The following is a 25,454-nucleotide window of genomic DNA, read 5'->3' as shown; positions in this document are numbered from 1 at the left end:
CCCCCGCCCATTTGATGAACTTTCTAAGCTGCCTATGCGGCAGTGAACCTATTGAGGCACACGTCGAATGGACATCTGACTTTCTAAGCTGCCTATGCGGCAGTGAACGTCAATGGGTGATGCCCGCTCGCTTCCCCGGTTTTCTAAGCTGCCTATGCGGCAGTGAACGAGAACGCGCGCCAATCTCGATGTGCGCGCCGTTTCTAAGCTGCCTATGCGGCAGTGAACCTGGTGTCTCACCTGTGTTTTCTGACGGCACATTTCTAAGCTGCCTATGCGGCAGTGAACGATGCTCTGGAGCAGAAAAAGGCGCTCGACTGTTTCTAAGCTGCCTATGCGGCAGTGAACAAACCCGCTGAGATGATGCGTGACATTATTGCTTTCTAAGCTGCCTATGCGGCAGTGAACAATGGCGTTGTTCTTTCTGGTTTGGTCTATTATTTCTAAGCTGCCTATGCGGCAGTGAACTCAGAAAGGTGACTGTTTCTGGTGTCATCTGACTTTCTAAGCTGCCTATGCGGCAGTGAACGTAAACGGCAGTGCTGAAAGCTCTAAACGGTTTTTCTAAGCTGCCTATGCGGCAGTGAACGATCCGGCTCAGATTAACACTGACCCTGCAAATTTCTAAGCTGCCTATGCGGCAGTGAACCAGCCCACCACTCCACCAAAGCACTTACCGGATTTCTAAGCTGCCTATGCGGCAGTGAACTCGAATGGAAGAACGAGCGCTTTAACTTTCTTTTTCTAAGCTGCCTATGCGGCAGTGAACTACATGCATCTAGGTGAAATGGAATTGCAGTCTTTCTAAGCTGCCTATGCGGCAGTGAACGATGCAGTCAGAAAGATTTGGCCGTATTGATCTTTCTAAGCTGCCTATGCGGCAGTGAACGGAGCACGACACCGCCCATTAATTTCATGGCTTTTCTAAGCTGCCTATGCGGCAGTGAACGTAATTACTGATTTGAACATTTCAATACTAGCTTTCTAAGCTGCCTATGCGGCAGTGAACAAAGGACATTAACGCAGCAACAGGTAAGCAGATTTTCTAAGCTGCCTATGCGGCAGTGAACGAGCGCGCACAAATTGACCACGTTATCGGTGTTTTCTAAGCTGCCTATGCGGCAGTGAACGTAGGGTTTGATGAAGAAATGTCACGCGTTCATTTCTAAGCTGCCTATGCGGCAGTGAACACGTTCCTCTGCTGATGATGCATTTAATACCTTTTCTAAGCTGCCTATGCGGCAGTGAACTTTTCAACCCACTCCTGTTCGTCCTGAGAGGCTTTCTAAGCTGCCTATGCGGCAGTGAACATGAAGATCTACAGGCTTTTAACTCCGCTGCGTTTCTAAGCTGCCTATGCGGCAGTGAACAGTCGCCGCGCCGGTCGCCAGCTTGAGCAGCTTTTCTAAGCTGCCTATGCGGCAGTGAACGCCGTATCTTATTTACACGCTGGGGCCATCAATTTCTAAGCTGCCTATGCGGCAGTGAACGAACAGTGAAAGTAAAAACTAGCGAGTTGAGATTTCTAAGCTGCCTATGCGGCAGTGAACATTTTCTCCGCTCAAGTTGCTCATCGCGGTGACTTTCTAAGCTGCCTATGCGGCAGTGAACGCCTATGACGCTGCGGAGAGGGAAGCGCACGATTTCTAAGCTGCCTATGCGGCAGTGAACTGACCTAAAACCTCAGTTACAGGATTTTCTTTTTTCTAAGCTGCCTATGCGGCAGTGAACAAGTACATCGCTGACGCGATTCATTTCTTTGGTTTCTAAGCTGCCTATGCGGCAGTGAACACCAATCGGCAGAGATAGCGCATCAGCTCAGTTTTCTAAGCTGCCTATGCGGCAGTGAACTCTTGGCCTCATTTATCAAGATGAAAACGATATTTCTAAGCTGCCTATGCGGCAGTGAACGTTGGCGTGCAATACGGCACCAATGCTGAACATTTCTAAGCTGCCTATGCGGCAGTGAACTCCTCGTCCATCTTTTCAGCCTCACTTTGAATTTTCTAAGCTGCCTATGCGGCAGTGAACTATCTCGATGCCATTACCCAGCCAGGTGAAGATTTCTAAGCTGCCTATGCGGCAGTGAACGGTAGCCCGATCACTCTAACGGTTTGTTTTATTAGCAGCAATTGCCGTTTTCGTCGCAAAAACCCTTTTTTTCCGTCCTTTCGTAACCTATTGATTTTTAATCCTGTGAAATAGGCCAAATAAAAAGGGTCTGCGTCTGGGTAATATTTTTGGCAGCCAACACTTTCCCAGAATATTTGTGATAGTCTGATTTTCGTTAGTTTTCTGAAGATTATATTTTTCTATATCAAATAGTTAGCCTGCGATTTATTCGCTGGCGTCACAGCTATTATCGATTGCGGCAGAAAATACATTATGGATAACGTCTTTAGCCCTTCGGACTTAAAAACTATTCTGCATTCCAAACGCGCCAATGTTTATTACCTCCAACATTGCCGCATTCTCGTTAACGGCGGTCGTGTCGAATATGTCACGGAAGAAGGAAATCAGTCTCTGTACTGGAATATTCCCATCGCCAATACCACCGTGGTGATGCTGGGAACCGGCACCTCCGTCACGCAGGCAGCGATGCGGGAATTTGCCAGAGCGGGTGTGATGGTTGGCTTTTGTGGCGGCGGCGGCACACCGCTGTTTGCGGCCAACGAGGCGGAAGTCGCGGTATCCTGGCTATCGCCACAGAGCGAATATCGGCCAACCGAGTATTTGCAGGACTGGGTCAGCTTTTGGTTCGATGATGAGAAAAGGCTGGCCGCCGCCATCGCTTTTCAACAGGTGCGAATAGCACAAATTCGTCAGCACTGGCTGGGCTCGCGCCTGTCCCGCGAATCCCGCTTTACCTTTAAGGCCGACCATCTTCAGGCGCTTCTTGATCGCTATGAAAAAGGGCTAACCGACTGCCGTACCAGCAATGACGTACTGGTGCAGGAAGCGATGATGACCAAAGCCCTGTACAGACTGGCCGCTAATGCCGTGAGCTATGGAGACTTTACCCGTGCCAAACGCGGCGGCGGCACCGATCTGGCTAACCGCTTTCTCGATCACGGCAACTATCTGGCTTACGGGCTGGCTGCCGTCGCGACATGGGTGCTGGGTCTGCCGCACGGGTTAGCCGTGTTACACGGTAAAACTCGCCGCGGCGGGCTGGTATTCGACGTTGCCGATTTAATTAAGGACGCACTCGTACTGCCGCAGGCGTTTATTGCCGCAATGGAAGGCGAAGATGAGCAAGAATTTCGTCAGCGCTGCCTGACCGCATTTCAACAATCCGAGGCGCTGGATGTGATGATCGGCAGCTTACAGGATGTCGCTAGCAAGCTGAGCCAGGTGGGTCGATGAACATTCTGCTGATTTCAGAATGCAATAAGCGCGCGCTGGTCGAAACCCGCCGGATACTGGATCAGTTTGCTGAACGCAAGGGCGAGCGCACGTGGCAAACCGCTATTACGCAGGAAGGGCTGAACACGCTGCGCAAGCTGCTGCGCAAAACGGCGCGTCGTAACACGGCCGTCGCCTGTCACTGGGTTCGCAGTGCGAATCATACGGAACTGCTGTGGATCGTCGGTAATTTACGGCGTTTTAATGCACAAGGGAGCGTGCCAACCAACACCACCAGCCGCGATATTCTGCGCTCGCAAGATGAAAATCCGTGGCACAGCGCCGAGGTGTTTAGCCTGCTGGCGGCCATTGCTGGGTTATTTCACGATGTCGGCAAAGCCAACGCGCTATTCCAGTCAGGGTTGAGCGGCACAGGCCCACGTAGCCAACCGTATCGTCATGAGTGGGTGTCGCTGCGGCTATTTCAGGCCTTCGTGGGGGAGCAAGACGATAAAGGCTGGTTAACCGCACTCAGTAGCATCACTTCGGAAGCCGAAGTCGCTTTGCTCGCCAGCCTAAAGCAAGATACGCCAGCAGTGAACGACACGCCATTTCTGACCCTGCCGCCGCTGGCGCAGGTTATCGCCTGGCTGATTGTGTCACACCATCGGCTGCCGGTGTTTAACGTCCCTAAAACCCCCGATCCAAACAGCAACGCTCCGGATTTGGGCCATTCGGATACCTGGCTAACCGAACACCTTTCTCCACGCTGGAACGCGCTTAACCATCGCAATCCCGATGTCACGCCGTCCGATCTTGAGCGAAACTGGCAGTTTCCGCATGGCACGCCGCTACGCAGCAGCGTCTGGCGTGAGAAGGCGCACAAGTTTGCGGGTCGAGCGCTAAAGCTCCCTTCATTCATGCACTTCGCTCAGTTAGATCAACGGCTGACCGTGCATCTGGCGCGTCTCGCACTCATGCTGGCTGACCACCATTATTCAGCAGGCGATCCAACAGCGGGCTGGCAGGATCCCGCTTATCCGGTTTGGGCGAACACCGAACATCGTGGCAGTAAACCTGAATGTAAACAGAAGCTGGACGAACACTGCGTCGGCGTCGGGCAAAATGCTCTGCTGCTGGGCCGCAGCCTGCCGAACCTGCGCGATACGCTACCGGCGATTACCCGGCATAAAGGATTTCGCCAGCGCAGCACCCACTCGCGCTTTCGCTGGCAGGATCGCGCATTCGATCTGGCTTGCTCGATACGCGATGCCAGCAAGCAGCACGGTTTTTTCGGCGTCAATATGGCCTCAACAGGCCGGGGAAAAACCTTTGCCAACGCACGAATTATGTATGGGTTGGCAGATGAATCGCTCGGCTGTCGCTTCTCGGTCGCGCTAGGCCTACGCACGCTGACGCTACAAACGGGTGATGCGCTACGGCAGCGCTTAAAGCTGGATGAAGACGACTTAGCGGTGCTGATTGGTTCACAGGCCGTGCAAGATCTCCATGAAATGCAGTTGGAAAATGAGACACGCCAACAAAACACAGCGCAGACGGGCAGTGAATCCGCCGATCCGCTGTTCTCTGAGCATCAGTATGTCCGTTACGACGGTTCGCTGGATGATGGTCGCTTAAAGACGTGGCTGGAACGCAGCCCCACCCTGCATCAATTATTGAGTGCGCCAGTGCTGGTGACCACTATCGACCACCTGATGCCCGCCACCGAGGGGCTGCGCGGCGGTCATCAAATTGCCCCGATGCTACGGCTATTGACCTCGGATCTGGTGCTGGATGAACCGGATGATTTTGGGCTGGAAGATCTTCCCGCGCTCTGCCGACTGGTGAACTGGGCAGGCATGCTGGGATCGCGTGTTCTACTTTCCTCGGCCACGTTGCCACCCGCGTTAATTTGTGCACTGTTCGGTGCCTATCTTGATGGCCGTGCTGCCTGGCAACAGGCTTACGGCACACCGAATACGCCGCTGAACGTGTGCTGCGGCTGGTTTGATGAATTTGATTGTCAGCATGAGCAGTACGGCGATGTGAAAGGCTTCATGACCAGGCATGATTCATTCGTTCAGCAGCGGCTGAAGCATCTTACCAAAGAGGAACTCCCGCTCCGGCTAGCTTCAATTATACCCGTCAGCAGCTCCAGCAAAAATGCGGACGATGTTCATCTGGCCGTCGCTCAGGCGATCCACCTACTGCTGCGCGATTTACATTCACAGCATCACCAACAGCATAAGAACGGAAAAACCGTCTCGCTGGGGCTGGTCAGAATGGCAAACATCAATCAGCTGGTTGCCGTCGCCCGTCAGTTGCTTGCCATCCCCTCGCCGCAGAACACCTGCATTCATTACTGCATTTATCACAGCCAACATCCGCTGGCGATGCGTTCCTATATTGAGCAGCGACTTGATGCCGCACTGATGCGTAACGACGCCGATGCACTATGGCAGGTCGATGAAATTCGTCAGGCGATAGAAAACACACCACAGCAGCATCATATCTTTGTGGTGCTGGCGACCTCGGTCGCCGAAGTGGGTAGAGATCATGATTACGACTGGGCGATTGTCGAGCCCAGCTCAATGCGTTCATTCATCCAACTCGCCGGACGAATATTGCGCCATCGGCAGGATGAACAGCATGTACCTAAAACGCCGAATATCGCCCTGCTCAGCCACAATATTCGCGCGCTGAGAGATAAGAACGTCGCGTACTGTAAGCCGGGGTTTGAGTCAGAAGACGAACGGCTGGATACGCACGACCTTCGTCAGCTATTACAGGAGGAGGACTATCGTCATCTCAACGCCTCCCCGCGCATTGTACAACCGGCGGCCCTCACCAAACCGTTTTCACTGGTGGCGTTAGAGCACGCGGTATTAGGAAAAACGCTGCTTGGCCTCACAAATCAAAAGCTCGATAGCCTGAAACGCCCGCCCGCCGCATTCTGGTGGCGTGCCCATCCGCACTGGAACGGTGAATTACAGCGGCGCACGCCCTTTCGAAAATCCGACAGAGATGAACCGTATACCCTGTGGATCGCCGATGACGATGAAGATGCCGTTTTCATGATACCGGACGACGGCCCCAGCGGCTGGAAGCCAAGCGATGTTATCCGCCCCACGTCACTGCACATGGCAGAAGGCGTTGGTGCGTGGATCGATCCCGACTACCACGCCTTATACCAACGTCTGGCGGATGAGAAACAGTGGGAACTCAAACGGGTTAGCGCTCGCTTCGGCGAAATCCGCCTGCGGGAAGACGAGGAAAAAGACTGGCTCTGGCACCCGCTGCTGGGGGTGTTTGGCGCACTCAGGTGAGTGCGCCGCTACCTGCACGGCAGTTTACTTCATTTAGCCTACTTCTAAGCAGCCTATCCGGCTGTGTAGGCGATAGTAATTTGAGGAGGGTCGCATTTCAAACTTAATATTCATGCTTTACATTTAGCCTAGGAAATAATCTGTACTATTCTCCTTATTGAGTACCATCAAGAGGAGAGAAATTCTCGTGAAACAGAGAAAAAGGAAAAAAGCGGTGGTTATAGTCGTGCTTCTTTTTCTAGCACCACCTTCAATAACTTTTAATTTTTATATTGATATAGCTAGTCAACCACAACCATCAGTATCGTTAAGTGTATTAAAGAAAAATCTTATATGAGATAAACCATTCAATCCTTAGGGAGTGAGCAATGAAAGATGGACTACCCGCATTCATACTCTCCTATATTAGTTCGCGAAAGCAGGCCAAGCTGGATGCGTTCGATAAAGAAGCGGAGAAGAAACGTGCGACGCTCAGCGGTGAAGCGTTAGCCGCAGAGGAATTTGATCTAGCCGAGAAGCGGCGAGAGATCGAGCAAAAACATGAGGTTCGCGCGTGGTTAAGCGATGCTGCCAGCCGCGCTGGACAAATCAGCCTGGTCACCCACGCGCTGAAATTTACCCACAGCGATGCCAAAGGCACCAGCATCTTTAGCGCTGAAACGGTAACAGAGGCCAAAACGCTCTCCACTGCGACGCTGGCACAACCCGCTATCGATGCCGTGGGAAACGCCGCCGCCCTTGATGTCGCCAAACTGCTCCAGACTGAACACGACGGGGATTCGCTGGTCGCGGCCCTACAGCGTGGCGATCACCGTGCATTAGAAAAACTGGCAGAAAGCCCGGAACAGCTCGCACAGTGGCTGGCAGGGTTTCTGCAGGTCTTCACCGATCGCCAGCCCAGCTCACATAAGCTAGCCAAACAGATCTATTTCCCAACAGAAAACGGTGAATATCATCTGCTCAGCCCGCTTTACTCTTCTTCGCTGGCGCAGGCGCTCCACCAGCGGATTAACACCGTGCGCTTTGGTGACGAAGCCAAAGCGATCCGTCAGGCGCAAAAAGCGAATCACTGGCACGAGCAGATCTCCATCAGCTACCCCTATCTGGCGGTACAGAATATGGGCGGCACCAAGCCGCAAAATATTTCCTCACTCAATAGCAGCCGCAGCGGCCGTTCCTATTTGCTCAGTTGCGCACCGCCACAGTGGAACAGCGTTGAAAAACCGCCGCAGCAGAATGAATGCATTTTCCGTTCTAACGGTGAAATGGACTATCACACCGGTGACATAGTGAAATCAATGCGCCGCTTTCTGCTTAGCGTGAAAAAGGTGCAAAACAATCGCGACATTCGTCAACAGCGCCTGCGTTATCTCGACCAGTTGATCGATCAGCTCTTCTTTTATGTCTCCAGCGTGCAAAACCTGCCCTCGGGCTGGAGCGCAGAGTCTGAACTGAAACGCGCCCAGCAGCTGTGGCTCGATCCCTATCGTGCAGAAACGGATACGGTTTTCCGCCGCGAGCGTGAAGCAGGAGACTGGCAAAAGGCCGTGGCCTACGATTTTGGCCGCTGGCTGAACCGTCGGCTCAAGCATGAAGATTTGATCTTCGGCGAAGTCGAACGCCGCGAATGGTCTACCGCTGCGCTGTTCAAGCGCCGGATGCGTGAAATGGAAAGCGCACTGAAAGAGGATCTGGCATGAGCACATTACTTATCCTGCGGCGTATCAAGGTCGAAAATGCCAACGCCATCGCCGGGCTGACCTATGGCTTCCCCGCTATTACGCACTTTCTTGGTTTTACCCATGCGCTGTCACGCAAGTTACAGGCCCGCCACGGGTTGACGCTGGATGGCTGTGGCGTGGTGAGTCATCAACATCAGCTACACGCCTACGGTTCTAGCTGGGAACGGAGTTTTGCCCTGACCCGCAATCCATTGACCAAAGAAGCGAAAACCGCCGCCTTCAATGAAGAGGGCCGTATGCACATGACCGTCTCGCTGTTAATCCGCTGCGAGGGCCAGATCCCGGCGGATACCACGGCATTGAGTGATTTCCTCACCCAGCAGGCACAGTGCCAGCGGCTGGCGGGCGGCACGATTGTCGATATCGAGCGCGTCACCCTTCAGTCATTACCCAACGACGAAGCGGAAACCCGTAAAGTTATGCGCCGCTTGTTACCTGGTTTTGTACTAAAAGATCGCACATCGCTGCTGTATGACCATTTCCAGACGCTACAGCAGGATAATCCGCAAGCGGAACTGATTGATGCCTGGCTGGACTTCGCCGCGTTAAAAATGCGGGCAGAGCGCGATCCCAACGGGAGCAATGTACAGTGGCAGTACCAGCCCAAACCCGGTGGCGGCGGCTTCCTGATCCCGTTAATGATCGGTTACCACGCCATTTCGCCGCTTTATGCACCCGGTGAAGTCGATAAAACCCGCGATCCGCACACGCCATTCTGTTTTGCCGAAGCCGCCTACGGCATTGGGGAATGGCAAGGCGCGCATCGCATCAGTGATATCGGCCAGATACTCTGGGAGTACGACTATCAGAACGGCGATTATCACTGCCGCCAATTAGCAGACACCCATTCAGCAGCAGAAGACACTTCCTACGAATTCGATTACTAAAAAGGACGACATCATGGCAAAAGCACCAACAAGTTTAAAAACTGCATCGGTACTGGCTTTTGAACGCAAGCTGGCGAATTCGGACGCGGTAATGTATGCAGGCAACTGGGCGCAGCAGGATAGCTGGACACCTATTGCCATTCAGGAGAAATCGGTGCGCGGGACGATCTCTAACCGCCAACCGAATGCAGTGACTAGCGATCCTGGCAAGCTAAATCAAAAAATTGAAAATGCCAATTTGCAAAAAGTGGACGTTGCCGCCCTTCCCTTCGGTGCCGATACCCTGAAAATCGAGTTCACCCTTCGCGTGCTGGGTAATCTGGCGCAGCCCTCGGTCTGTAACGATCCGGATTATCAAACCGCGTTGGGTAACATCATCGCCGGATACGCTCAGGATCAGGGTTTTGGCACACTGGCGGCACGCTATGCAGAAAATATCGCGAACGGCCGTTTTCTGTGGCGCAACCGCATTGGTGCAGAGGCGATCCGCGTCGTCGTCACCAAAAAAGGTGAACGGAGTTGGGAATTTAACGGTGAAGACTATTCACTGCGCCAGTTCAGCCAGCCAACGGGCGATCTTGCTGCACTGGCGCAAGCCATTGAACAAGGGCTAGCTGGCGACTCATCGGTGCTTTTTACCGTGGAAGCTTACGTACAGCTCGGTAACGGGCAGGAAGTTTTCCCTTCTCAGGAACTCATTCTTGATAAACAAGTGAATAAAGATAAAGGTAAAATCCTCTATCAGGTCAATGATGTCGCCGCGATTCATTCACAGAAAATCGGTAACGCATTGCGCACCATCGACGACTGGCATCCGGCGGCGGATGAGGCTGGCCCGATTGCCGTCGAACCCTACGGTTCCGTCACCAGCCGAGGCAAAGCCTACCGTCAGCCCAGAGATAAAATGGATTTTTACACGCTGCTGGATAACTGGGTGATTAAAGGCGATGTACCTGCGCCAGAGCAGCAGCATTATGTGATCGCCACGCTGATTCGCGGCGGCGTGTTTGGTGAAAAAGGCGAATAAGGTGGCGGTATGGATCACTACATTGACATTCGCGTCCAGCCCGATCTTGAGTTCACAGCCTCGCAGCTCTTGAACGCGCTGTTTGCCAAACTGCACCGAGCGCTCGGACAGGTGGCGGATGGCAAGATTGGGATCAGCTTTCCCAATGTGGGTAAAACGCTAGGGGAATGTCTGCGACTGCACGGTACAAAAGAGGCGCTCTCTACGTTGGAGCAAACGGCCTGGCTGAAAGGATTGCGGGATTACACGCAAGTTTCTGAGTGTAAAGCCGTACCTGACGGCGTGAAATTTCGCACCGTACGCCGCGTTCAGCTCAAGAGCAGCGCTGAACGGTTGCGCCGACGCTCGGTGAACAAAGGCTGGCTAACGGAAGCGGAAGCCGCAGCACGAATTCCCGATGCGGTGGAAAAACGCAGCGCACTGCCATTTGTGCAAATTAAGAGTTTGTCCAACGGGCAGATGTTTTTCGTGTTTGTGGAACATGGCCCGCTACAGGACTCCCCTGTCGCTGGCCGCTTCTCTTCCTACGGTTTAAGCGCAGAAGCCACCGTTCCCTGGTTCTGACCCTTTTTTGGCGACCGGCTGCAACGGATTGATTTTTAATTGCGGTTGGTCGCCCTAATAAAAAAGGGGTTTTCGAAAAAAAAACCATATTCTCTTTAACAATCTGGTGGTTAGCGTAAAAACGTAACGGTTCACTGCCGTATAGGCAGCTTAGAAATGGTTCATTCATCGCCACAAAGGCACCGTCGGGTTCACTGCCGTATAGGCAGCTTAGAAATACAAGACCCTGAATACATTGTTTCTGGGCGTTGTTCACTGCCGTATAGGCAGCTTAGAAAACTCACGGTAAAAAATATCAGACGCTACGGGTGTTCACTGCCGTATAGGCAGCTTAGAAAGTCAGCCGTAGAAAACATGACTGTATCGGCCAGTTCACTGCCGTATAGGCAGCTTAGAAAGTCAACGTTAAGCGCCTCATCGACCACATCGCGTTCACTGCCGTATAGGCAGCTTAGAAAGCATTGAAAGCGGACAGATTGCGGATAGTTGGGTTCACTGCCGTATAGGCAGCTTAGAAATTTGAAGATACCTGAATTTCTGAAAGCGGGGTGTTCACTGCCGCATAGGCAGCTTAGAAACACTGCGTAGTACCCATGACAACAACACATCGGTTCACTGCCGCATAGGCAGCTTAGAAATTCTGAAAACAACAAAACACGTACATATGTATGTTCACTGCCGTATAGGCAGCTTAGAAAGCATTAAAGAAGGCCACTTGATTCTCTGGTATGTTCACTGCCGTATAGGCAGCTTAGAAAACATAACAGCATGGTGGCAGGGTGAACGGATTGTTCACTGCCGCACAGGCAGCTTAGAAATCGTCAGACCAACGCGATAAAAACGAAACACCGTTCACTGCCGCATAGGCAGCTTAGAAAGTAACTGTTATCACCCGCAAATAAACAGAATGGTTCACTGCCGCACAGGCAGCTTAGAAAGCATTGCGGGAGATAGGGGCAAAGGCGGTTGATTTTACTGCCGTGTAGGCAGCTTAGAAACGCTATTTACTTGGAGAATTAGCGCTTTCCAGGTTCACTGCCGTATAGGCAGCTTAGAAAGGAATACTCAGGCTCGCTACGTTTCGGTAATTGTTCACTGCCGCATAGGCAGCTTAGAAATCTCTCGTTTAAGCTCATAAACCCTACCAAACGTTCACTGCCGTGTAGGCAGCTTAGAAAAAGAACATTGCGAAGGAGCTGCACGCCGCCGAGTTCACTGCCGTATAGGCAGCTTAGAAATGGGCATTACATCCCGGTGGGTTCACAACCCGGTTCACTGCCGCATAGGCAGCTTAGAAACGCTGCTTGTCGCGGGCTTCACAAACCTTTGCTTTTACTGCCGTGTAGGCAGCTTAGAAACGTTCTCGCGGGTTCGTGCCGCTATTTTCCCGGTTCACTGCCGTATAGGCAGCTTAGAAGAGAACCAGTCACCTTTCTGAACCAGTCAATGAGTTCACTGCCGCATAGGCAGCTTAGAAATATGTAGGGTCGTGGATTAAAGCCCTGAAAGAGTTCACTGCCGCACAGGCAGCTAAATGCTTATCGAGATGCGTCGCTGGTGCGACGCATTTTGGAGGCTTATTCCCCGTTGAGAGTAACAACCAGCGAGCGGCTACCGCCGTGGTTGCGGTGCTCGCACAGGTAGATGCCCTGCCAGGTACCGATGTTCAGGCGTCCGTTAGTGATGGGAATCGTCAGGCTGTTGCCCAGCAGGCTGCCTTTCAGATGCGCGGGCATGTCGTCACTACCTTCATAAGTATGGCGGTAGTACGGTTCATCCTCCGGCACTAAGCGATTAAAAAAGCTTTCGAAATCCTGCCGCACCGTGGGGTCGGCATTTTCGTTAATCGTTAGCGCCGCCGAGGTGTGTTTGATGAACACATGCATCAGCCCAACGTTTATCTGGCGCAGTGCAGTAACCTGCGCCAGTATTTCGTCAGTCACCAGATGGAAACCCCTGGCTTTCGGCTTCAGGCGGATTTCATATTGCATCCACATCGCCATCTCCCTGCTATCAGGCTTCGCGTGCCAGAATCGGTCGCAGGAAGCGTGCGGTGTGGGACTGTTCGCACTCTGCCACCGTTTCCGGCGTGCCAGAGACCAGAATTTCTCCGCCGCCGCTGCCGCCTTCCGGTCCTAAGTCGACAATCCAGTCTGCCGTCTTAATCACGTCCAGATTGTGCTCAATCACCACGATGGTATTGCCCTGATCGCGCAACTGATGCAACACAGCCAAAAGCTGCTGAATATCGGCAAAGTGCAGACCGGTTGTCGGTTCATCGAGGATATACAGCGTCTGGCCGGTTCCGCGTTTTGACAGCTCGCGCGACAGTTTCACACGCTGCGCTTCCCCGCCGGACAGCGTGGTGGCCGACTGCCCAAGGCGAATGTAGGACAGGCCAACGTCGATCAGCGTCTGCAGCTTCCGCGCCAGCGCCGGAATGGCATCAAAGAACTCTCGTGCTTCTTCGATGGTCATATCCAGCACTTCATGAATGCCTTTGCCTTTGTATTGAATTTCCAGCGTTTCGCGGTTGTAGCGCTTGCCTTTGCACTGGTCGCACGGCACATAGACATCCGGCAGGAAGTGCATTTCGACCTTAATCACGCCGTCGCCCTGGCAGGCTTCGCAGCGCCCGCCGCGCACGTTAAAGCTGAAACGGCCAGGGTTGTAGCCGCGAGTACGCGCTTCCGGCACGCCAGCAAACAGCTCACGAATCGGCGTGAAAATACCGGTGTAGGTCGCCGGATTGGAGCGCGGTGTACGGCCAATCGGGCTTTGATCGATATCGATCACCTTATCGAAATGTTCCAATCCCTGAATTTCACGGTGAGCGGCAGGCTCCGCCAGCGTCGCACCGTTCAACTGACGCTGCGCCAGTGGGAACAAGGTATCGTTGATGAGCGTCGATTTACCCGATCCCGACACGCCGGTGATACAGGTAAATAGCCCAACCGGCAGCGTCAGCGTGACATCTTTCAGGTTGTTCCCCTTCGCACCAATCAGCTTCAGCACTTTGGTCGGATCCGCAGGCACGCGCTGTTTCGGGATTTCGATCTTGCGTTTACCGCTGAGGAACTGCCCCGTCAGCGAATCCGGCACCGCCATGATCTCTTCCATCGTGCCTTCAGCGACAATCTGGCCGCCATGCACGCCCGCACCGGGGCCGATATCAATCACATGGTCAGCAGCGCGAATCGCGTCTTCATCATGTTCTACCACAATGACGGTATTACCCAGATTACGCAGGTGAATCAGCGTTTCCAGCAGGCGCTCGTTGTCACGCTGATGCAGGCCGATGGACGGCTCATCCAGTACGTACATTACGCCAACCAGCCCGGCACCGATCTGGCTTGCCAGACGAATACGCTGCGCCTCACCGCCGGACAGCGTTTCCGCCGAGCGGGAAAGCGACAAATAGTTCAGCCCGACATTCACCAGAAACTTCAGTCGATCGCCAATCTCTTTCAGCACTTTCTCGGCGATTTGAGCGCGCTGCCCGCTGAGCTTCATATTCTGGAAGAACGTCATCGCATGACCGATGCTCATATCGGAAATCTGCGGCAGCGTCGTCTGCTCAACAAATACGTTACGCGCTTCTTCACGCAGGCGTGTGCCGCCGCAGCTGGCGCAGGAACGGTTGCTGATGAATTTCGCCAGTTCTTCGCGCACCGCCGTGGATTCCGTCTCTTTATAACGGCGTTCCATGTTGTGCAGCACGCCTTCGAACGGATGGCGGCGTACCGAGGTGTCACCGCGATCGTTGATGTATTTGAATTCGACGTTCTCTTTACCAGAGCCGTACAGAATCACTTTCTGCACCGCGGCGCTCAGGCTTTCAAACGGCGCATCGACGTCAAATTTGTAATGCTCCGCCAGTGAGCGCAGCATCTGGAAATAGTAGAAGTTACGACGATCCCAGCCGCGAATCGCGCCGCCCGCCAGCGACAGCTCCGCGTTTTGCACCACGCGAGCCGGATCAAAGAATTGCTGCACGCCCAGACCATCACAGCTTGGGCACGCGCCCGCTGGGTTGTTGAACGAGAACATGCGCGGTTCCAGCTCGTGCATGCTGTAGCCGCACACCGGGCAGGCAAAGTTCGCCGAGAACAGCAGTTCAGGCTGGGTAGGATCGTCCATGTCCGCGACCACCACGCTGCCGCCGGAGAGATCCAGCGCGGTTTCAAACGACTCAGCCAATCGCTGCGCCAGATCGTCACGCACTTTAAAGCGATCGACGACAACTTCAATGGTGTGCTTTTTCTGCAATTCCAGCTTCGGCGGATCGGACAGATCGCACACTTCCCCGTCGATACGGGCGCGGATGTAACCCTGTGAAGCAAGGTTTTCCAACGTTTTGCTGTGTTCACCTTTGCGATCTTTCACAATCGGCGCCAGCAGCATCAGGCGTTTGCCTTCCGGCTGCGCCAGCACGTTGTCCACCATCTGGCTGACCGTCTGCGCATCCAGCGGCACATCATGCTCTGGGCAGCGCGGCTCACCTACGCGTGCAAACAGCAAACGCAGGTAGTCATGAATTTCGGTAATCGTCCCGACCGTAGAACGCGGGTTATGCGAGGTGGATTTCTGTTCGATAGAGATGGCGGGCGATAGCCCTTCTATATGATCGACGTCCGGTTTTTCCATCAGCGACAAAAACTGACGGGCGTAAGCAGAGAGGGATTCCACATAGCGCCGCTGCCCTTCGGCATACAGCGTGTCAAACGCCAGCGATGACTTACCCGAACCCGACAAACCGGTGATCACGATCAGCTTGTCACGAGGGATTATCAGGTTGATATTCTTGAGATTATGGGTACGAGCACCACGAACTTCGATCTTATCCATTCACACACTTCCCGGAATAAAAACGGTTTGTCATCGCCTCTCGAAGGGAGAGAACCGGTACGAAACGAGCAATTATGGCACAAAAAAAACTGAATGGATATCCAGTATTAAACCCCTTTACCTTGCAAACGCTGCAAATTTTACTTTCATTTCTGAAGCTATTTCGCAGGTATGACAGAGAGTTTTCCACATGGTAAGATTGATCGTTTAGACTTAGAAAATAAATCTACCGATTCATCAGGAGAGACGAGCATGGCCAGCAGAGGCGTTAATAAAGTGATTCTTGTCGGGAATCTGGGTCAAGACCCGGAAGTCCGCTATATGCCGAATGGTGGTGCAGTTGCCAACATCACACTGGCAACTTCCGAATCCTGGCGTGATAAACAGACCGGCGAACAGAAAGAGAAGACCGAGTGGCACCGCGTGGTGCTGTTCGGCAAACTGGCTGAAGTCGCGGGCGAATATCTGCGCAAAGGCTCTCAAGTTTACATCGAAGGCGCACTGCAAACCCGTAAATGGGCCGATCAGGCTGGCGTAGAGCGCTACACCACCGAAGTCGTCGTTAACGTCGGCGGCACCATGCAGATGTTAGGCGGACGTCAGGGCGGCGGCGCACCAGCAGGTGGCGGCCAGCAGCAAGGCGGTTGGGGACAACCTCAGCAACCACAGGGCGGCAACCAGTTCAGCGGCGGCGCACAAGCTCAGCAGCGCCCAGCCCAAAACAGCGCTCCAGCGCAAAGCAACGAACCGCCAATGGATTTCGACGACGATATCCCGTTCTAAGAGTTATTCGTCTATCAACGTCGTTGATCAAAAATAATAGTAAGACCCCGATTTATCGGGGTTTTTTATTTTTTCGGCGTGCAGAAAAGGCACCGGTAAACAATCAACTAAAGAAATTATCACCCGATGTGCGTTTAGTGCTCATCGAGATAAGCAGAGCACAATCTGTACAGTTATTTCTCCATCGCTACTAAAAAATAGCAACGCCCCATCAACGGGGTATAAACGCTATATATGGAGATATAACGTATGGCAAAAAATAGTGCGCTTCGCGCCGATAACAAAAAGCTATCCCACATCCTCGACAGCAAGACATCCTCATCCCATTCTGGCAACGCATCTTTCAGGCTCGCAGCACTTGCTATAACCGTCTCTGGTTTGCTTTTTGCCTCACCGACACTCATCGCAGCAGAAACGGCAACGGCTGCCGATTTAGTGTTACGTAACGGCAATATCTACACCGTTAATCAAGGCCAGCCGTGGGCAGAAGCCGTCGCGGTACGCGATGGTCGTTACGTTTTCATCGGTTCAAATGCACAGGCCGCGGAATTTATCGGTCCGAAAACACAGGTGGTTGATCTTGAGGACAGCATGGCAATGCCGGGGATTAATGACGTCCATGCTCACCCATTAGACGGCGGCTATGAAGATATTTACTCCTGTAACTTCGCGCAAACAAGCTCACTGGATGACATTCTGAATAAGGTCAGTGAATGCGCGCAAAAAGCCGGGCCGGGCGAATGGGTGATCGGGTCTGCCTGGGGTAGCCCGCGTATGGCGGAGCTGTCTACCGCTGAAGCCTTGGCGAAACTGGATAGAGTCAGTAACGGGCGTCCGGTCATTCTGCGTGATGATTCCTACCATAACCGCTGGATTAACAGCGAAGCGATGCGTTTAGCCACTATCACCGCCCAGTCCGTTAGCCCAGCCGGAGGCGTTATTGTTAAAGACGCCAAAACAGGCGAGCCTACAGGTCTGTTGCAAGAATTCCCCGCGTTCCAGCATGTACAAAGTCTGGTTCCAGTACGCACGGAAGAACAACGGCTGACATCAGGACGCGGTGCCGCAAAAACGATGGTGTCGTTAGGTATCACGGGCGTACAGGAAGCGGTCAGTTCTGAAGTGAATTTGCGCATCTGGAGCAAGATTGACCGGGCAGAAGGCCTGCCTTTACGCATTATCGGCTCGATCGTTTCTACCCCGCTTCTGGATGAAGGTGCCGCGGGCATGGAGCTGGTTGCCCGGCGCGACGTCTACCGCACCACCAACTTCTTCCCCGATCGTTTTAAATTTGTTTTGGATGGCGTCCCGCCAGCCCATACCGCGAAACTGCTTGCCCCCTATTTGCCCACTCAGGCACATGGCGATCACTACCACGGCGATACACACTACACCACCGAGCAGGTTGTAGAAATTTTATCCAAGCTGGATAAACAAGGCATATCAACCAAGCTTCATGCTGCGGGAGATGGCTCGCTGCGTCTGGCGCTGGATGCCGTTGAGCAGGTACGTAAAATAAATGGGCCAAATGGCCCCATGCATCAAATCGCGCATACACACCTGATCTCACCACAAGATATGCCACGCTTTGCACAATTGCGGGTAGCTGCCGACCTCTCGCCGATGCTGTGGTTCCCGTCCGATATGACAAACGCCAGCGTAGTGACGATTGGCGAAGAACGTATGAAGGATTTTGTCCCCACGGTCAAATTGCTGCGTTCTGGCGCAGTGGTTGCCGGCGGTTCTGACTGGCCCGCAGGTGGCCCAACACCGTCTCCCTGGATTGGCATTGAAGGGCTGGTAACACGTCAGAACCCACTGGGTGACGCACCCGGCACACTGGCTCCCGAAGAGGCCGTCGATCTGTCTGAAGCAATTCGTATCTATACCATCAACAGCGCAAAAGCGATGGGGATCGAAAAAGAAACGGGATCGGTAGAACTGGGTAAATCTGCCGATCTAATCGTGTTGGATCGTCACTTATTTAACGTACCGATCAAACAGGTTCATCGCACCAGCGTGGTCAAGACGTATTTCAAAGGCCAGCTCGTGCATTCAGCGCCAGAGAAATCCTGACGCCGCGCAGTCTATTACACGCAAATATCAGGGGCGTCGATGCGGCGCCTCTGCAAACACCGCTCTCACTCCCCCGAATTGGTCTGCCTACCTATCAATAAGTGGCGGGGCATACCCGGCTATTCCGTTGCTATCTTATTGCTATGAAAAGCAGCCTGATTTTCAGCACCCATTCGTAACCACAAAATATTCGCGACAACATGAGAGTAAAAATGATGAATTCAGATCGGGAAATTATAATTAATTCAGTCGAACCAGAAGATTATGAGCAATGGCTACCCTATTGGGAAAGTTATCAGGCGTTCTATAACGTCCAGCTTACCGATGAAGTCACTAAAATAACCTGGGATCGCTTTTTTAAAGCAGAGATTCCCGTTCACTGCGCCGTAGCACGAGAAGGATCACACATTATCGGCTTCGCACATTTTGTTTTTCACGATTCCACCTGGGGTGTAAACCTTTATTGTTACTTGGAAGATCTTTTCGTTGCCCCCACCGCTCGCGGTAAAAACGTTGGCAAAAAACTGATTGAATATGTGAAAGAAAAAGCGCAGGAAAAACACTGCGATCGGCTGTATTGGCATACCCAGGAAACCAATAAAACAGCCCAGCGACTTTATGATTGGGTAGCAGAAAAACCGGGTGTTATAGAATATAGAATGCCGCTTTAACTATAAAAAGATAAGCAGTAGAGTAATGCGGCGAAAACACCGTATATTTAGCCTAAATAATTCGAGTTTCAGGAAGGCGGCAAGGGAAGGAATCCCGATGAGCTTACTCAGGTAAGTGATTCGGGTGAGTAAACGAAGCCAACGCACATGCAACTTGAAGTATGACGGGTACAAATGGATTTCAAATGAACTACCAATCTGCTTCTCTTTTTATCTACACCGTCAGGATCTTTTTTGCGATTTGTCTCTGTGGCGCGCTGGCGCTTGTCGGCATCAGCGCCCCCATTTTCTATCTTCTCGTCATGGGGCTCGTTTACCCCGTCATCCTCTCTCTGCGATTACACAGCCTGAGTGAAAAAGGCATCGTCTTTTTGCCAAAGGAAAAGAGTGAATGGATGGTCTATGTGCACGGTATCCCGGTGCGTGAAACCAGAACGTCATTAACCAACCCATATTTCTTTAGCGCTGAAAGCATGCAGAAATTTTTCCTGCGCGCCTATGTGGGGAAGTTATTGATTCAGATCTGCGCCGTTGTCTTATTAGTGCAGCAGACAATGGCAGTCAACTGGCCGTGGTTTTATCTTGGCGTGGTTATCGCTGCGATTTGGTTTGCTTATGCCATTGCCATGACCATTATTGAACTGGTTTCAATCATGAGAAATCGCTGGTTTATCGAGAAGCTCGTCTCCCCTAGCGAAAGCGAATGGTACGGTGGCTATATCGATGCCCGCGACTACCGCGTCACGGCGCTTGAGCGTCTGCTATCACTGAAATAGCACATCAGTAATCGTGTCTGGCATGCAATATCGCGACGCCAGACACTCACCACCACAGCGCTATTGGTTAGATTTGGGCATCGGCCGCCAATCCACCTTTATCGGGTACGCTTTGAAGTTATAGTCAATTCCGTAAGAGTGCTGCCTGCCAGCCAGGCTGCATTTACCGAAAAATGAGTATTCTCCGTTGTATCGCTCTGGAGGTGTCGCAATCACGATGTTTCCGCAGCAGTCTGGATAAATACATGCTGTCGTGTGGGTAAATACAATATAGCCGTCCTCAGTTCTGCTAAATAACCTGTCGGCATAAAGCTGTTTGCATTCCTCTTTATTGGGTGCACCGACGACAAAAATGCGGAGATTGTCATAATATCCCACCAGCACCACACCAAATATCACCCCGAATGCGGCAACATACGCCCACAGCGGTAAGTTGATTGCGGGATGAATCTGCATAAGATCCGCGACAAGACTCAATCCCGGCAATAAACAAACGGCGACAAAACTGACAATGAACTTACTCTGCTCAGAATGCGATATTTCCTTATAAATACGAGCCGTGTTTTCGCCCACCAGATTAGTGTATTGCCCGTGGTGATTATTGACGTTAATAACGCCTGATTCATTATTGATAACCGTTTGATGTTCGCCCGAGTTTCTCTGTTCAATCTCCATCACTCCCTCCGTAGACATAAAACCATCACAGTAAGGGATTTGAGCACAACATGAATGAACCCGCTACGTTGATCTTCACTCACACCTTATTGGCGCATGCCGATCGCCAACCGATTAAAGGCACTCATCAGCGCAACAGCAAAGCTCAGATCGGCGATCTCTGCATCGCTGAAATGCGCCTTCAGCGGTTCGAAATCTTCATCAGGCGCGTGGCTGCGAGCCACATCCACAAGCGATTCAGTCCAGGCCAGCGCCGCACGCTCGCGTTCATTGAACTGCGCGCTCACACGCCAGCCCGCCAGGCTGTCCAGCTTGGCATTTGGCACACCGTCTGCACGCAAAGCCGACGCATGCATCTCCAGACAAAAAGCGCAGCCATTAATTTGTGAAACACGCAAATAGACCAATTCGATCAACGGTTTGCCAAGGCTGCTCTTGTTCAGCGCTTTCTTGGCAATGCCGAACCCTTGATAGGCTTCTGGCGAGAGGGTTTGGTAGGGCAAACGAAGCGTACTCATAGAAGATCTCCAGTAAGAATGAAAGAACGAGAAAAGAAGTCAGCGCATAGAGCGTCTGAGCCTATGTTTCAACCGTCGGGAGTTGCCTGACCGTGCCATCCGAGGTGATCGCAAAGTCGTTGTTTCACGGCCCCTCACACCGATAGCGCCTGGCTGAAATGTAGCCCTTTAGCGAGCAAGCCCTGACGAAAATAGAAGCGTTGTGCCAGCGCATTGCTCAGGGCCGTATCAAGCACCAGATGCACACAGCCTTGCCGCTGCGCTTCCTCGCGCATTGCCTCGATCAGCAGGCCGCCGAGCCCCCGATCGCGGGCTGCGACGGCAACCACAAGATCATCAACATAGAGGAATCGGCCATACAATAGGTTTTCCTGAATGCGGTAGCCCGCCAATCCCATGACGAGATCGCTCTGCCATGCCGCCAACAGACGATAACCTTGCCCAGCCTGACGACGTGCCTGCGCAGTAAATGCGGCAGCATCAGGAAGATGAGGCCGTAGCTCCCGCATAACATCGAAGCAAGCCAGGTAGTCCCGATCGCTGTCAATGAGGCTCAATCGAAAGGTGCTCATGCCAATCTCCTTGTAATGGAGCAGGTATGTTAGGAAAATCATGCCCCATAAAAAAGGTGCAAGAATTGAGTAAATGAATGGGACATAACGGATGGACATGCAGCAACTGAAGCCAAGCAGAGAACACGATGCACCGCTCTATTTACAGTTGTATCGACGCTACCGCGACGCCATTACCGCCGGAAAACTTCATCCGGGCGATCGCGTGCCGTCCGTGCGCAGCCTCGCCAGTGAGCTAAATCTGGCACGCGGCACAGTCGAAATGGCTTATCAGATGCTGGCCAGTGAAGGCTATTTTATGACACGCGGCCCAGCAGGAACCATCGTATCACCCCGGCTGGAAAATCTGGGCGAGTCGGGACACATCGCCACATCCCTTTCTCAAATACCCACGCGCCCGCAGACCGAGGCAGCTCAAGTACAACCTTTCCAACTCGGTTTACCAGCACTGGATGCCTTTCCCCGCAAGAGCTGGGCGCGCCTTGCCGGACACAACTTACGTACTTTGGATACGGCAGCCATGATCTATCCCGATCCGGCGGGCTATGAACCACTTCGCCGCGCCATCGCGACCTATCTGGGAATCTCGCGCGGTATCACTTGCACATACGAGCAGGTGTTCATCACCGCAGGCTACCGGGGAGCGCTGGAACTGGTGTGTCGCACGTTATTGCAACCCGGTGATAGTGGATGGTTCGAGGATCCCGGCTATCTCTTTGCGCGCCAGTTTTTGGAGCGAGCAGGTATGCATCTGGAACCCGTTCCAGTGGATGAGGAAGGCCTGAATGTGGACATGGGTCAACAACGAGCCGCAGAGGCACGTTTTGCCGTAGTGACTCCCACACACCAAAGCCCCATGGGCGTGGCGTTGTCCTTGCCCCGACGACTACAGCTGTTGGAATGGGCCAGCCACCGCCGATCGTGGATCATTGAGGATGACTACGACAGCGAGTTCCGTTACCACGGCCGGCCATTGCCAGCGCTGAAAAGTCTGGATCGCGACGGGCGCGTGCTCTATACCGGCACCTTCAGCAAGGTGCTGTTTCCCGGCCTACGCTTAGCCTATCTGGTTGTCCCTGAACCGCAGATCGAGCGCTTCAAGGATACGGCAAATCACTTTTGCTGCCCCGGTTCGATCTTGCCTCAGGCCACGGTGGCGGCTTTCATGGAGCAAGGTCACTTTGCCCGCCATTTGCGCAGAATGCGGTCACTGTATGCGATTCGCCGCGGCTATCTCGTCGATGAGCTGCTCCAGACATTAGGTTCGCACCTGATCGTCCAGCCGCAGGCAGGCGGTATTCATGTGTTAGCTAAGTTGGCCGCCCGTGGCAACGATCAGTCTCTGGCAGCGGCGGCGCAATCTCATGGTCTTGCCATTCAGGCGCTGAATGACTGGCGAATGAGCAGGTCATCACACGGTGGGCTACTTATGGGATTCACTAATGTGACCGAACCTGCGATGGCGAAGGCGTTGGTACATCGACTGGCCGTTGCCATCGGGTTATGAAAGGGTTTCGAGCCGCATTGCGGCCCGTAAGCTCAACCGGTATGACTTCCCACCCGCCGTACTGACTCTCTGACCACCACCTGTCCGGCCAACTCGGTGCGCTGGGCAATACCGAGCGCCTGTGCGGGCGTCATTTGCTGCGCCAGCAGCTGTAGCGCCGCACGAGCAATCGTTTCAAATGGCAGATGCACCGTGGTGAGTGAAACCGGCAACATATCGAACGGCAGGATGTCGTCCATTCCCATCACCGACATGTCTTCCGGCACCCGTAGTCCGTGCTGATACAGCGCATCGATCACGCCGATGGCCTGATTATCCGCCGCACAGAAAATCGCGGTAACCCCCAGTCTGTCAGGGTTCGCCGTCAGCCAACGCAATAGCGCATCACGCGCCGTGCGCGGGTGGAAATCCGGCAGCGAAAGGATCAGATCCTCATCGACCGTAATGCCCGCCTGCATGAGCGCATCCCGATAGCCGCGCTCGCGCTGTTTGATCGTCATACGCGACGTCCAGGTCAGGTGCAGGATCCGCGTATGCCCTTGCTCGATCAGGTAACGCACTCCCGCCGCCGCCGCATAATGGTTGGCGGGCGTCACGCTGCTCAGGCGCATCGAGGGATCTTCACCGTTGATCAGCACAGCCGGGATCCCGCTTTCCGCCACGGCATTCAGCAGCGTCGGGTGATCGTCATTCACGATCAGAATGCCGCTCTCTTTTCCGCCTTGAAGCTCGCGCAGCAACTGCTGTTCGTTAATGGTGTCATGCTCCCCCAAAAACGGACGCAGTTGGATATTACGTTGCAAACACAACGTTTTCAGGGCGTTAATCAGCGTCAGCGACACCAGATTGTACTCGCTCTCCAGCATCAGGTTGCGCGGCGTCGCCAGCAGAATGTGGCGCAGCGGTTCCGTCTGCGCAACGGTCGCTTTAGCCACTTTATGCAGCGGATAACCCTGCTCGGTGGCAATCGCCATGATGTGCTGCCTGACTTTGGCGCTGATCGGCGCCGTGCCGTTCAGCGCGCGGGAAACCGTGCTAATGGAAACCCCGGCGCGGTCGGCAATATCCTTGAGTGTCGCCATTATTTCATCCCCGTGTTGGCAATCCCCGTCGTGATGTATTTTTGCAGGAAGACGAACACCGCCGTCACCGGCAGAAGCGAGAGCATCGTCATCGCCAGTATATAATGCCACTGCACCGAGAACTGCCCCTGAAACGCGTTCAGACCGATTTGCAGCGTAAAATTATCCTGACTGGAGAGGACGATCAGCGGCCAGAGGAAATCGTTCCAGCGCCAGATCACCGAGAAGATCGCCAGCACCGCCAGCGCGGGGGCGGTTAACGGCAGGATGATCTTCCAGTAAATACGGAACTCGCTGGCGGCATCAATGCGCGCCGCCTCGATCAGCTCATCGGGGATGGTCAGCATATATTGCCGTAACAGGAATACGCCCGTCGGTGTCGCGACCGTAGGAATAATCACGCCCCACAGGTTATCGCCCATGTTCAGGCCAATCACCACCAGGAACGTCGGCACCATGACCACCGACAGCGGAATCATCATGGTGGAGAGAAACAGCGTCAACACCGTACCCCGCCCGCGAAATTCGTATTTCGACAGCGCAAACGCCGCCATCGAACTGAGCAACAGGGTCAGCAGCGTCGCCATCACCGTCACGAACACGGTGTTCTTCAAGTACGTCGTGAAGTGGAACTTCGTCAGCGGCGTGGCGTAGTTATCCATCTCCAGATGCAGCGCTTTCATCGGCACCAGATCTTTGGTCGGTACACGTACCACCTCGCTCGGCGCATCCGGGTTCACCAGTTGCGCGATCAGGCCGATGCGCCGCACCAGCGCCATCGTTTTCGCGTCGCCATCATCCTGCTTAACCTGCCACAGCTCCAGCGGCTTCGGGTATTCCGGTAGCGTGATGGTATCCGCCGCCTGCGGCAGAAAGCTGGGCGGAAAGCGGTTGATCTCCGCCGGCGTTTTGAACGATGACATCGCCGCCCACATCACCGGAATCAACACCAGCAGCGTACCGACCACCAGCCAGACCCAGCTCATGATATCGGTGATGTGAATGCGTCCCGGATGACGGGTGCGGGTGAGAAATGCGATTATCTTCATCATGGC

General features: G+C 53.4%; 18 protein-coding genes and 2 CRISPR repeat arrays (1 of these 20 running past the window's edge). Of the genes, 11 read left to right on the top strand and 7 right to left on the bottom strand.

The window, feature by feature from the left end; all coding sequences use genetic code 11:
• A CRISPR array of direct repeats spans positions 1-2,091; the repeat unit is 28 nt; unit sequence TTTCTAAGCTGCCTATGCGGCAGTGAAC; it reaches 100 nt to the left of the window's first position.
• 294 nt (positions 2,092-2,385) lie between these two features.
• From cas1f to cas6f, 6 genes are all read left to right on the top strand, one after another.
• The gene (cas1f, locus tag AB8809_RS03955; protein WP_349854524.1) at positions 2,386-3,366 is read left to right on the top strand and encodes a type I-F CRISPR-associated endonuclease Cas1f; all 981 of its coding nucleotides are present in this window, start codon (positions 2,386-2,388) and stop codon (positions 3,364-3,366) included.
• Entirely contained in the window at positions 3,363-6,671 is a 3,309-nt protein-coding gene (gene cas3f, locus AB8809_RS03950) for a type I-F CRISPR-associated helicase Cas3f (RefSeq protein ID WP_349854525.1), read from the top strand. The genes cas1f and cas3f overlap by 4 nt, the downstream gene beginning before the upstream one ends.
• A gap of 368 nt (positions 6,672-7,039) precedes the next feature.
• Positions 7,040-8,371 (top strand): type I-F CRISPR-associated protein Csy1, encoded by a 1,332-nt coding sequence (gene csy1 / locus AB8809_RS03945; RefSeq protein ID WP_349854526.1) that lies wholly within the window; start codon positions 7,040-7,042, stop codon positions 8,369-8,371.
• Positions 8,368-9,300, top strand: coding sequence for a type I-F CRISPR-associated protein Csy2 (gene csy2, locus AB8809_RS03940; protein WP_349854527.1), 933 nt, complete (start codon positions 8,368-8,370; stop codon positions 9,298-9,300). The genes csy1 and csy2 overlap by 4 nt, the downstream gene beginning before the upstream one ends.
• 13 nt (positions 9,301-9,313) lie before the next feature.
• Positions 9,314-10,327, top strand: a complete 1,014-nt coding sequence (csy3, locus tag AB8809_RS03935; RefSeq protein WP_349854528.1) for a type I-F CRISPR-associated protein Csy3 — start codon at positions 9,314-9,316, stop codon at positions 10,325-10,327.
• Between the two features lie 9 nt (positions 10,328-10,336).
• On the top strand, positions 10,337-10,891 hold the full coding sequence (gene cas6f, locus AB8809_RS03930; protein WP_349854529.1) for a type I-F CRISPR-associated endoribonuclease Cas6/Csy4: 555 nt from the start codon (positions 10,337-10,339) through the stop codon (positions 10,889-10,891).
• Between the two features lie 129 nt (positions 10,892-11,020).
• Positions 11,021-12,429: direct repeats of the CRISPR family, unit length 28 nt; unit sequence GTTCACTGCCGTATAGGCAGCTTAGAAA.
• Between the two features lie 39 nt (positions 12,430-12,468).
• Here the strand turns inward: cas6f and AB8809_RS03925 are convergent.
• Both AB8809_RS03925 and uvrA read right to left on the bottom strand, forming a co-directional pair.
• Positions 12,469-12,888 carry a secondary thiamine-phosphate synthase enzyme YjbQ gene (locus AB8809_RS03925; protein WP_015841647.1) on the bottom strand — a complete coding sequence of 140 codons (420 nt, stop codon included), beginning with the start codon at positions 12,886-12,888 and terminating at the stop codon, positions 12,469-12,471.
• 16 nt (positions 12,889-12,904) lie between these two features.
• Positions 12,905-15,739 (bottom strand): excinuclease ABC subunit UvrA, encoded by a 2,835-nt coding sequence (gene uvrA / locus AB8809_RS03920; RefSeq protein ID WP_180778596.1) that lies wholly within the window; start codon positions 15,737-15,739, stop codon positions 12,905-12,907.
• A gap of 252 nt (positions 15,740-15,991) precedes the next feature.
• On the opposite strand from uvrA, the gene ssb1 reads away from it, so the two are divergent.
• From ssb1 to AB8809_RS03900, 4 genes are all read left to right on the top strand, one after another.
• The gene (gene ssb1, locus AB8809_RS03915; protein ID WP_180778595.1) at positions 15,992-16,522 is read left to right on the top strand and encodes a single-stranded DNA-binding protein SSB1; all 531 of its coding nucleotides are present in this window, start codon (positions 15,992-15,994) and stop codon (positions 16,520-16,522) included.
• 249 nt (positions 16,523-16,771) lie between these two features.
• Complete coding sequence (locus AB8809_RS03910) at positions 16,772-18,598, top strand: amidohydrolase (RefSeq protein ID WP_349854530.1); 1,827 nt, start codon at positions 16,772-16,774, stop codon at positions 18,596-18,598.
• Positions 18,599-18,810: 212 nt separating this feature from the next.
• Positions 18,811-19,269: a GNAT family N-acetyltransferase gene (locus tag AB8809_RS03905; protein WP_180778593.1), complete on the top strand. Its 459-nt coding sequence runs from the start codon at positions 18,811-18,813 to the stop codon at positions 19,267-19,269.
• A gap of 185 nt (positions 19,270-19,454) precedes the next feature.
• Positions 19,455-20,045: a hypothetical protein gene (locus AB8809_RS03900; protein WP_181847157.1), complete on the top strand. Its 591-nt coding sequence runs from the start codon at positions 19,455-19,457 to the stop codon at positions 20,043-20,045.
• Between the two features lie 60 nt (positions 20,046-20,105).
• Here AB8809_RS03900 and AB8809_RS03895 read toward each other — a convergent pair whose 3' ends face one another.
• The 3 genes from AB8809_RS03895 to AB8809_RS03885 all read right to left on the bottom strand — a co-directional run bounded on the left by AB8809_RS03895 (position 20,106) and on the right by AB8809_RS03885 (position 21,810).
• Positions 20,106-20,720 (bottom strand): hypothetical protein, encoded by a 615-nt coding sequence (locus AB8809_RS03895; RefSeq protein ID WP_015841653.1) that lies wholly within the window; start codon positions 20,718-20,720, stop codon positions 20,106-20,108.
• Positions 20,721-20,806: 86 nt separating this feature from the next.
• Entirely contained in the window at positions 20,807-21,238 is a 432-nt protein-coding gene (locus tag AB8809_RS03890) for a carboxymuconolactone decarboxylase family protein (protein WP_181847159.1), read from the bottom strand.
• A gap of 134 nt (positions 21,239-21,372) precedes the next feature.
• Entirely contained in the window at positions 21,373-21,810 is a 438-nt protein-coding gene (locus AB8809_RS03885) for a GNAT family N-acetyltransferase (protein WP_349854532.1), read from the bottom strand.
• Positions 21,811-21,901: 91 nt separating this feature from the next.
• On the opposite strand from AB8809_RS03885, the gene AB8809_RS03880 reads away from it, so the two are divergent.
• The gene (locus tag AB8809_RS03880; protein WP_349854533.1) at positions 21,902-23,317 is read left to right on the top strand and encodes a PLP-dependent aminotransferase family protein; all 1,416 of its coding nucleotides are present in this window, start codon (positions 21,902-21,904) and stop codon (positions 23,315-23,317) included.
• 32 nt (positions 23,318-23,349) lie between these two features.
• Here the strand turns inward: AB8809_RS03880 and AB8809_RS03875 are convergent, their stop codons facing one another.
• Positions 23,350-24,399: a LacI family DNA-binding transcriptional regulator gene (locus AB8809_RS03875; protein WP_349854534.1), complete on the bottom strand. Its 1,050-nt coding sequence runs from the start codon at positions 24,397-24,399 to the stop codon at positions 23,350-23,352.
• Positions 24,399-25,451, bottom strand: coding sequence for a carbohydrate ABC transporter permease (locus tag AB8809_RS03870; RefSeq protein ID WP_043881831.1), 1,053 nt, complete (start codon positions 25,449-25,451; stop codon positions 24,399-24,401). Before AB8809_RS03870 ends, AB8809_RS03875 begins: the two co-directional genes overlap by 1 nt.
• Between the last annotated feature and the right edge of the window lie 3 nt (positions 25,452-25,454).

The sequence above is a fragment of the Pectobacterium aroidearum genome (assembly GCF_041228105.1).
GTDB classification, from domain to species: Bacteria; Pseudomonadota; Gammaproteobacteria; order Enterobacterales; family Enterobacteriaceae; genus Pectobacterium; species Pectobacterium aroidearum.
The sequence above is the reverse complement of the archived record's forward strand: the minus strand, read 5'-3'. Positions and strand labels throughout refer to the sequence as shown.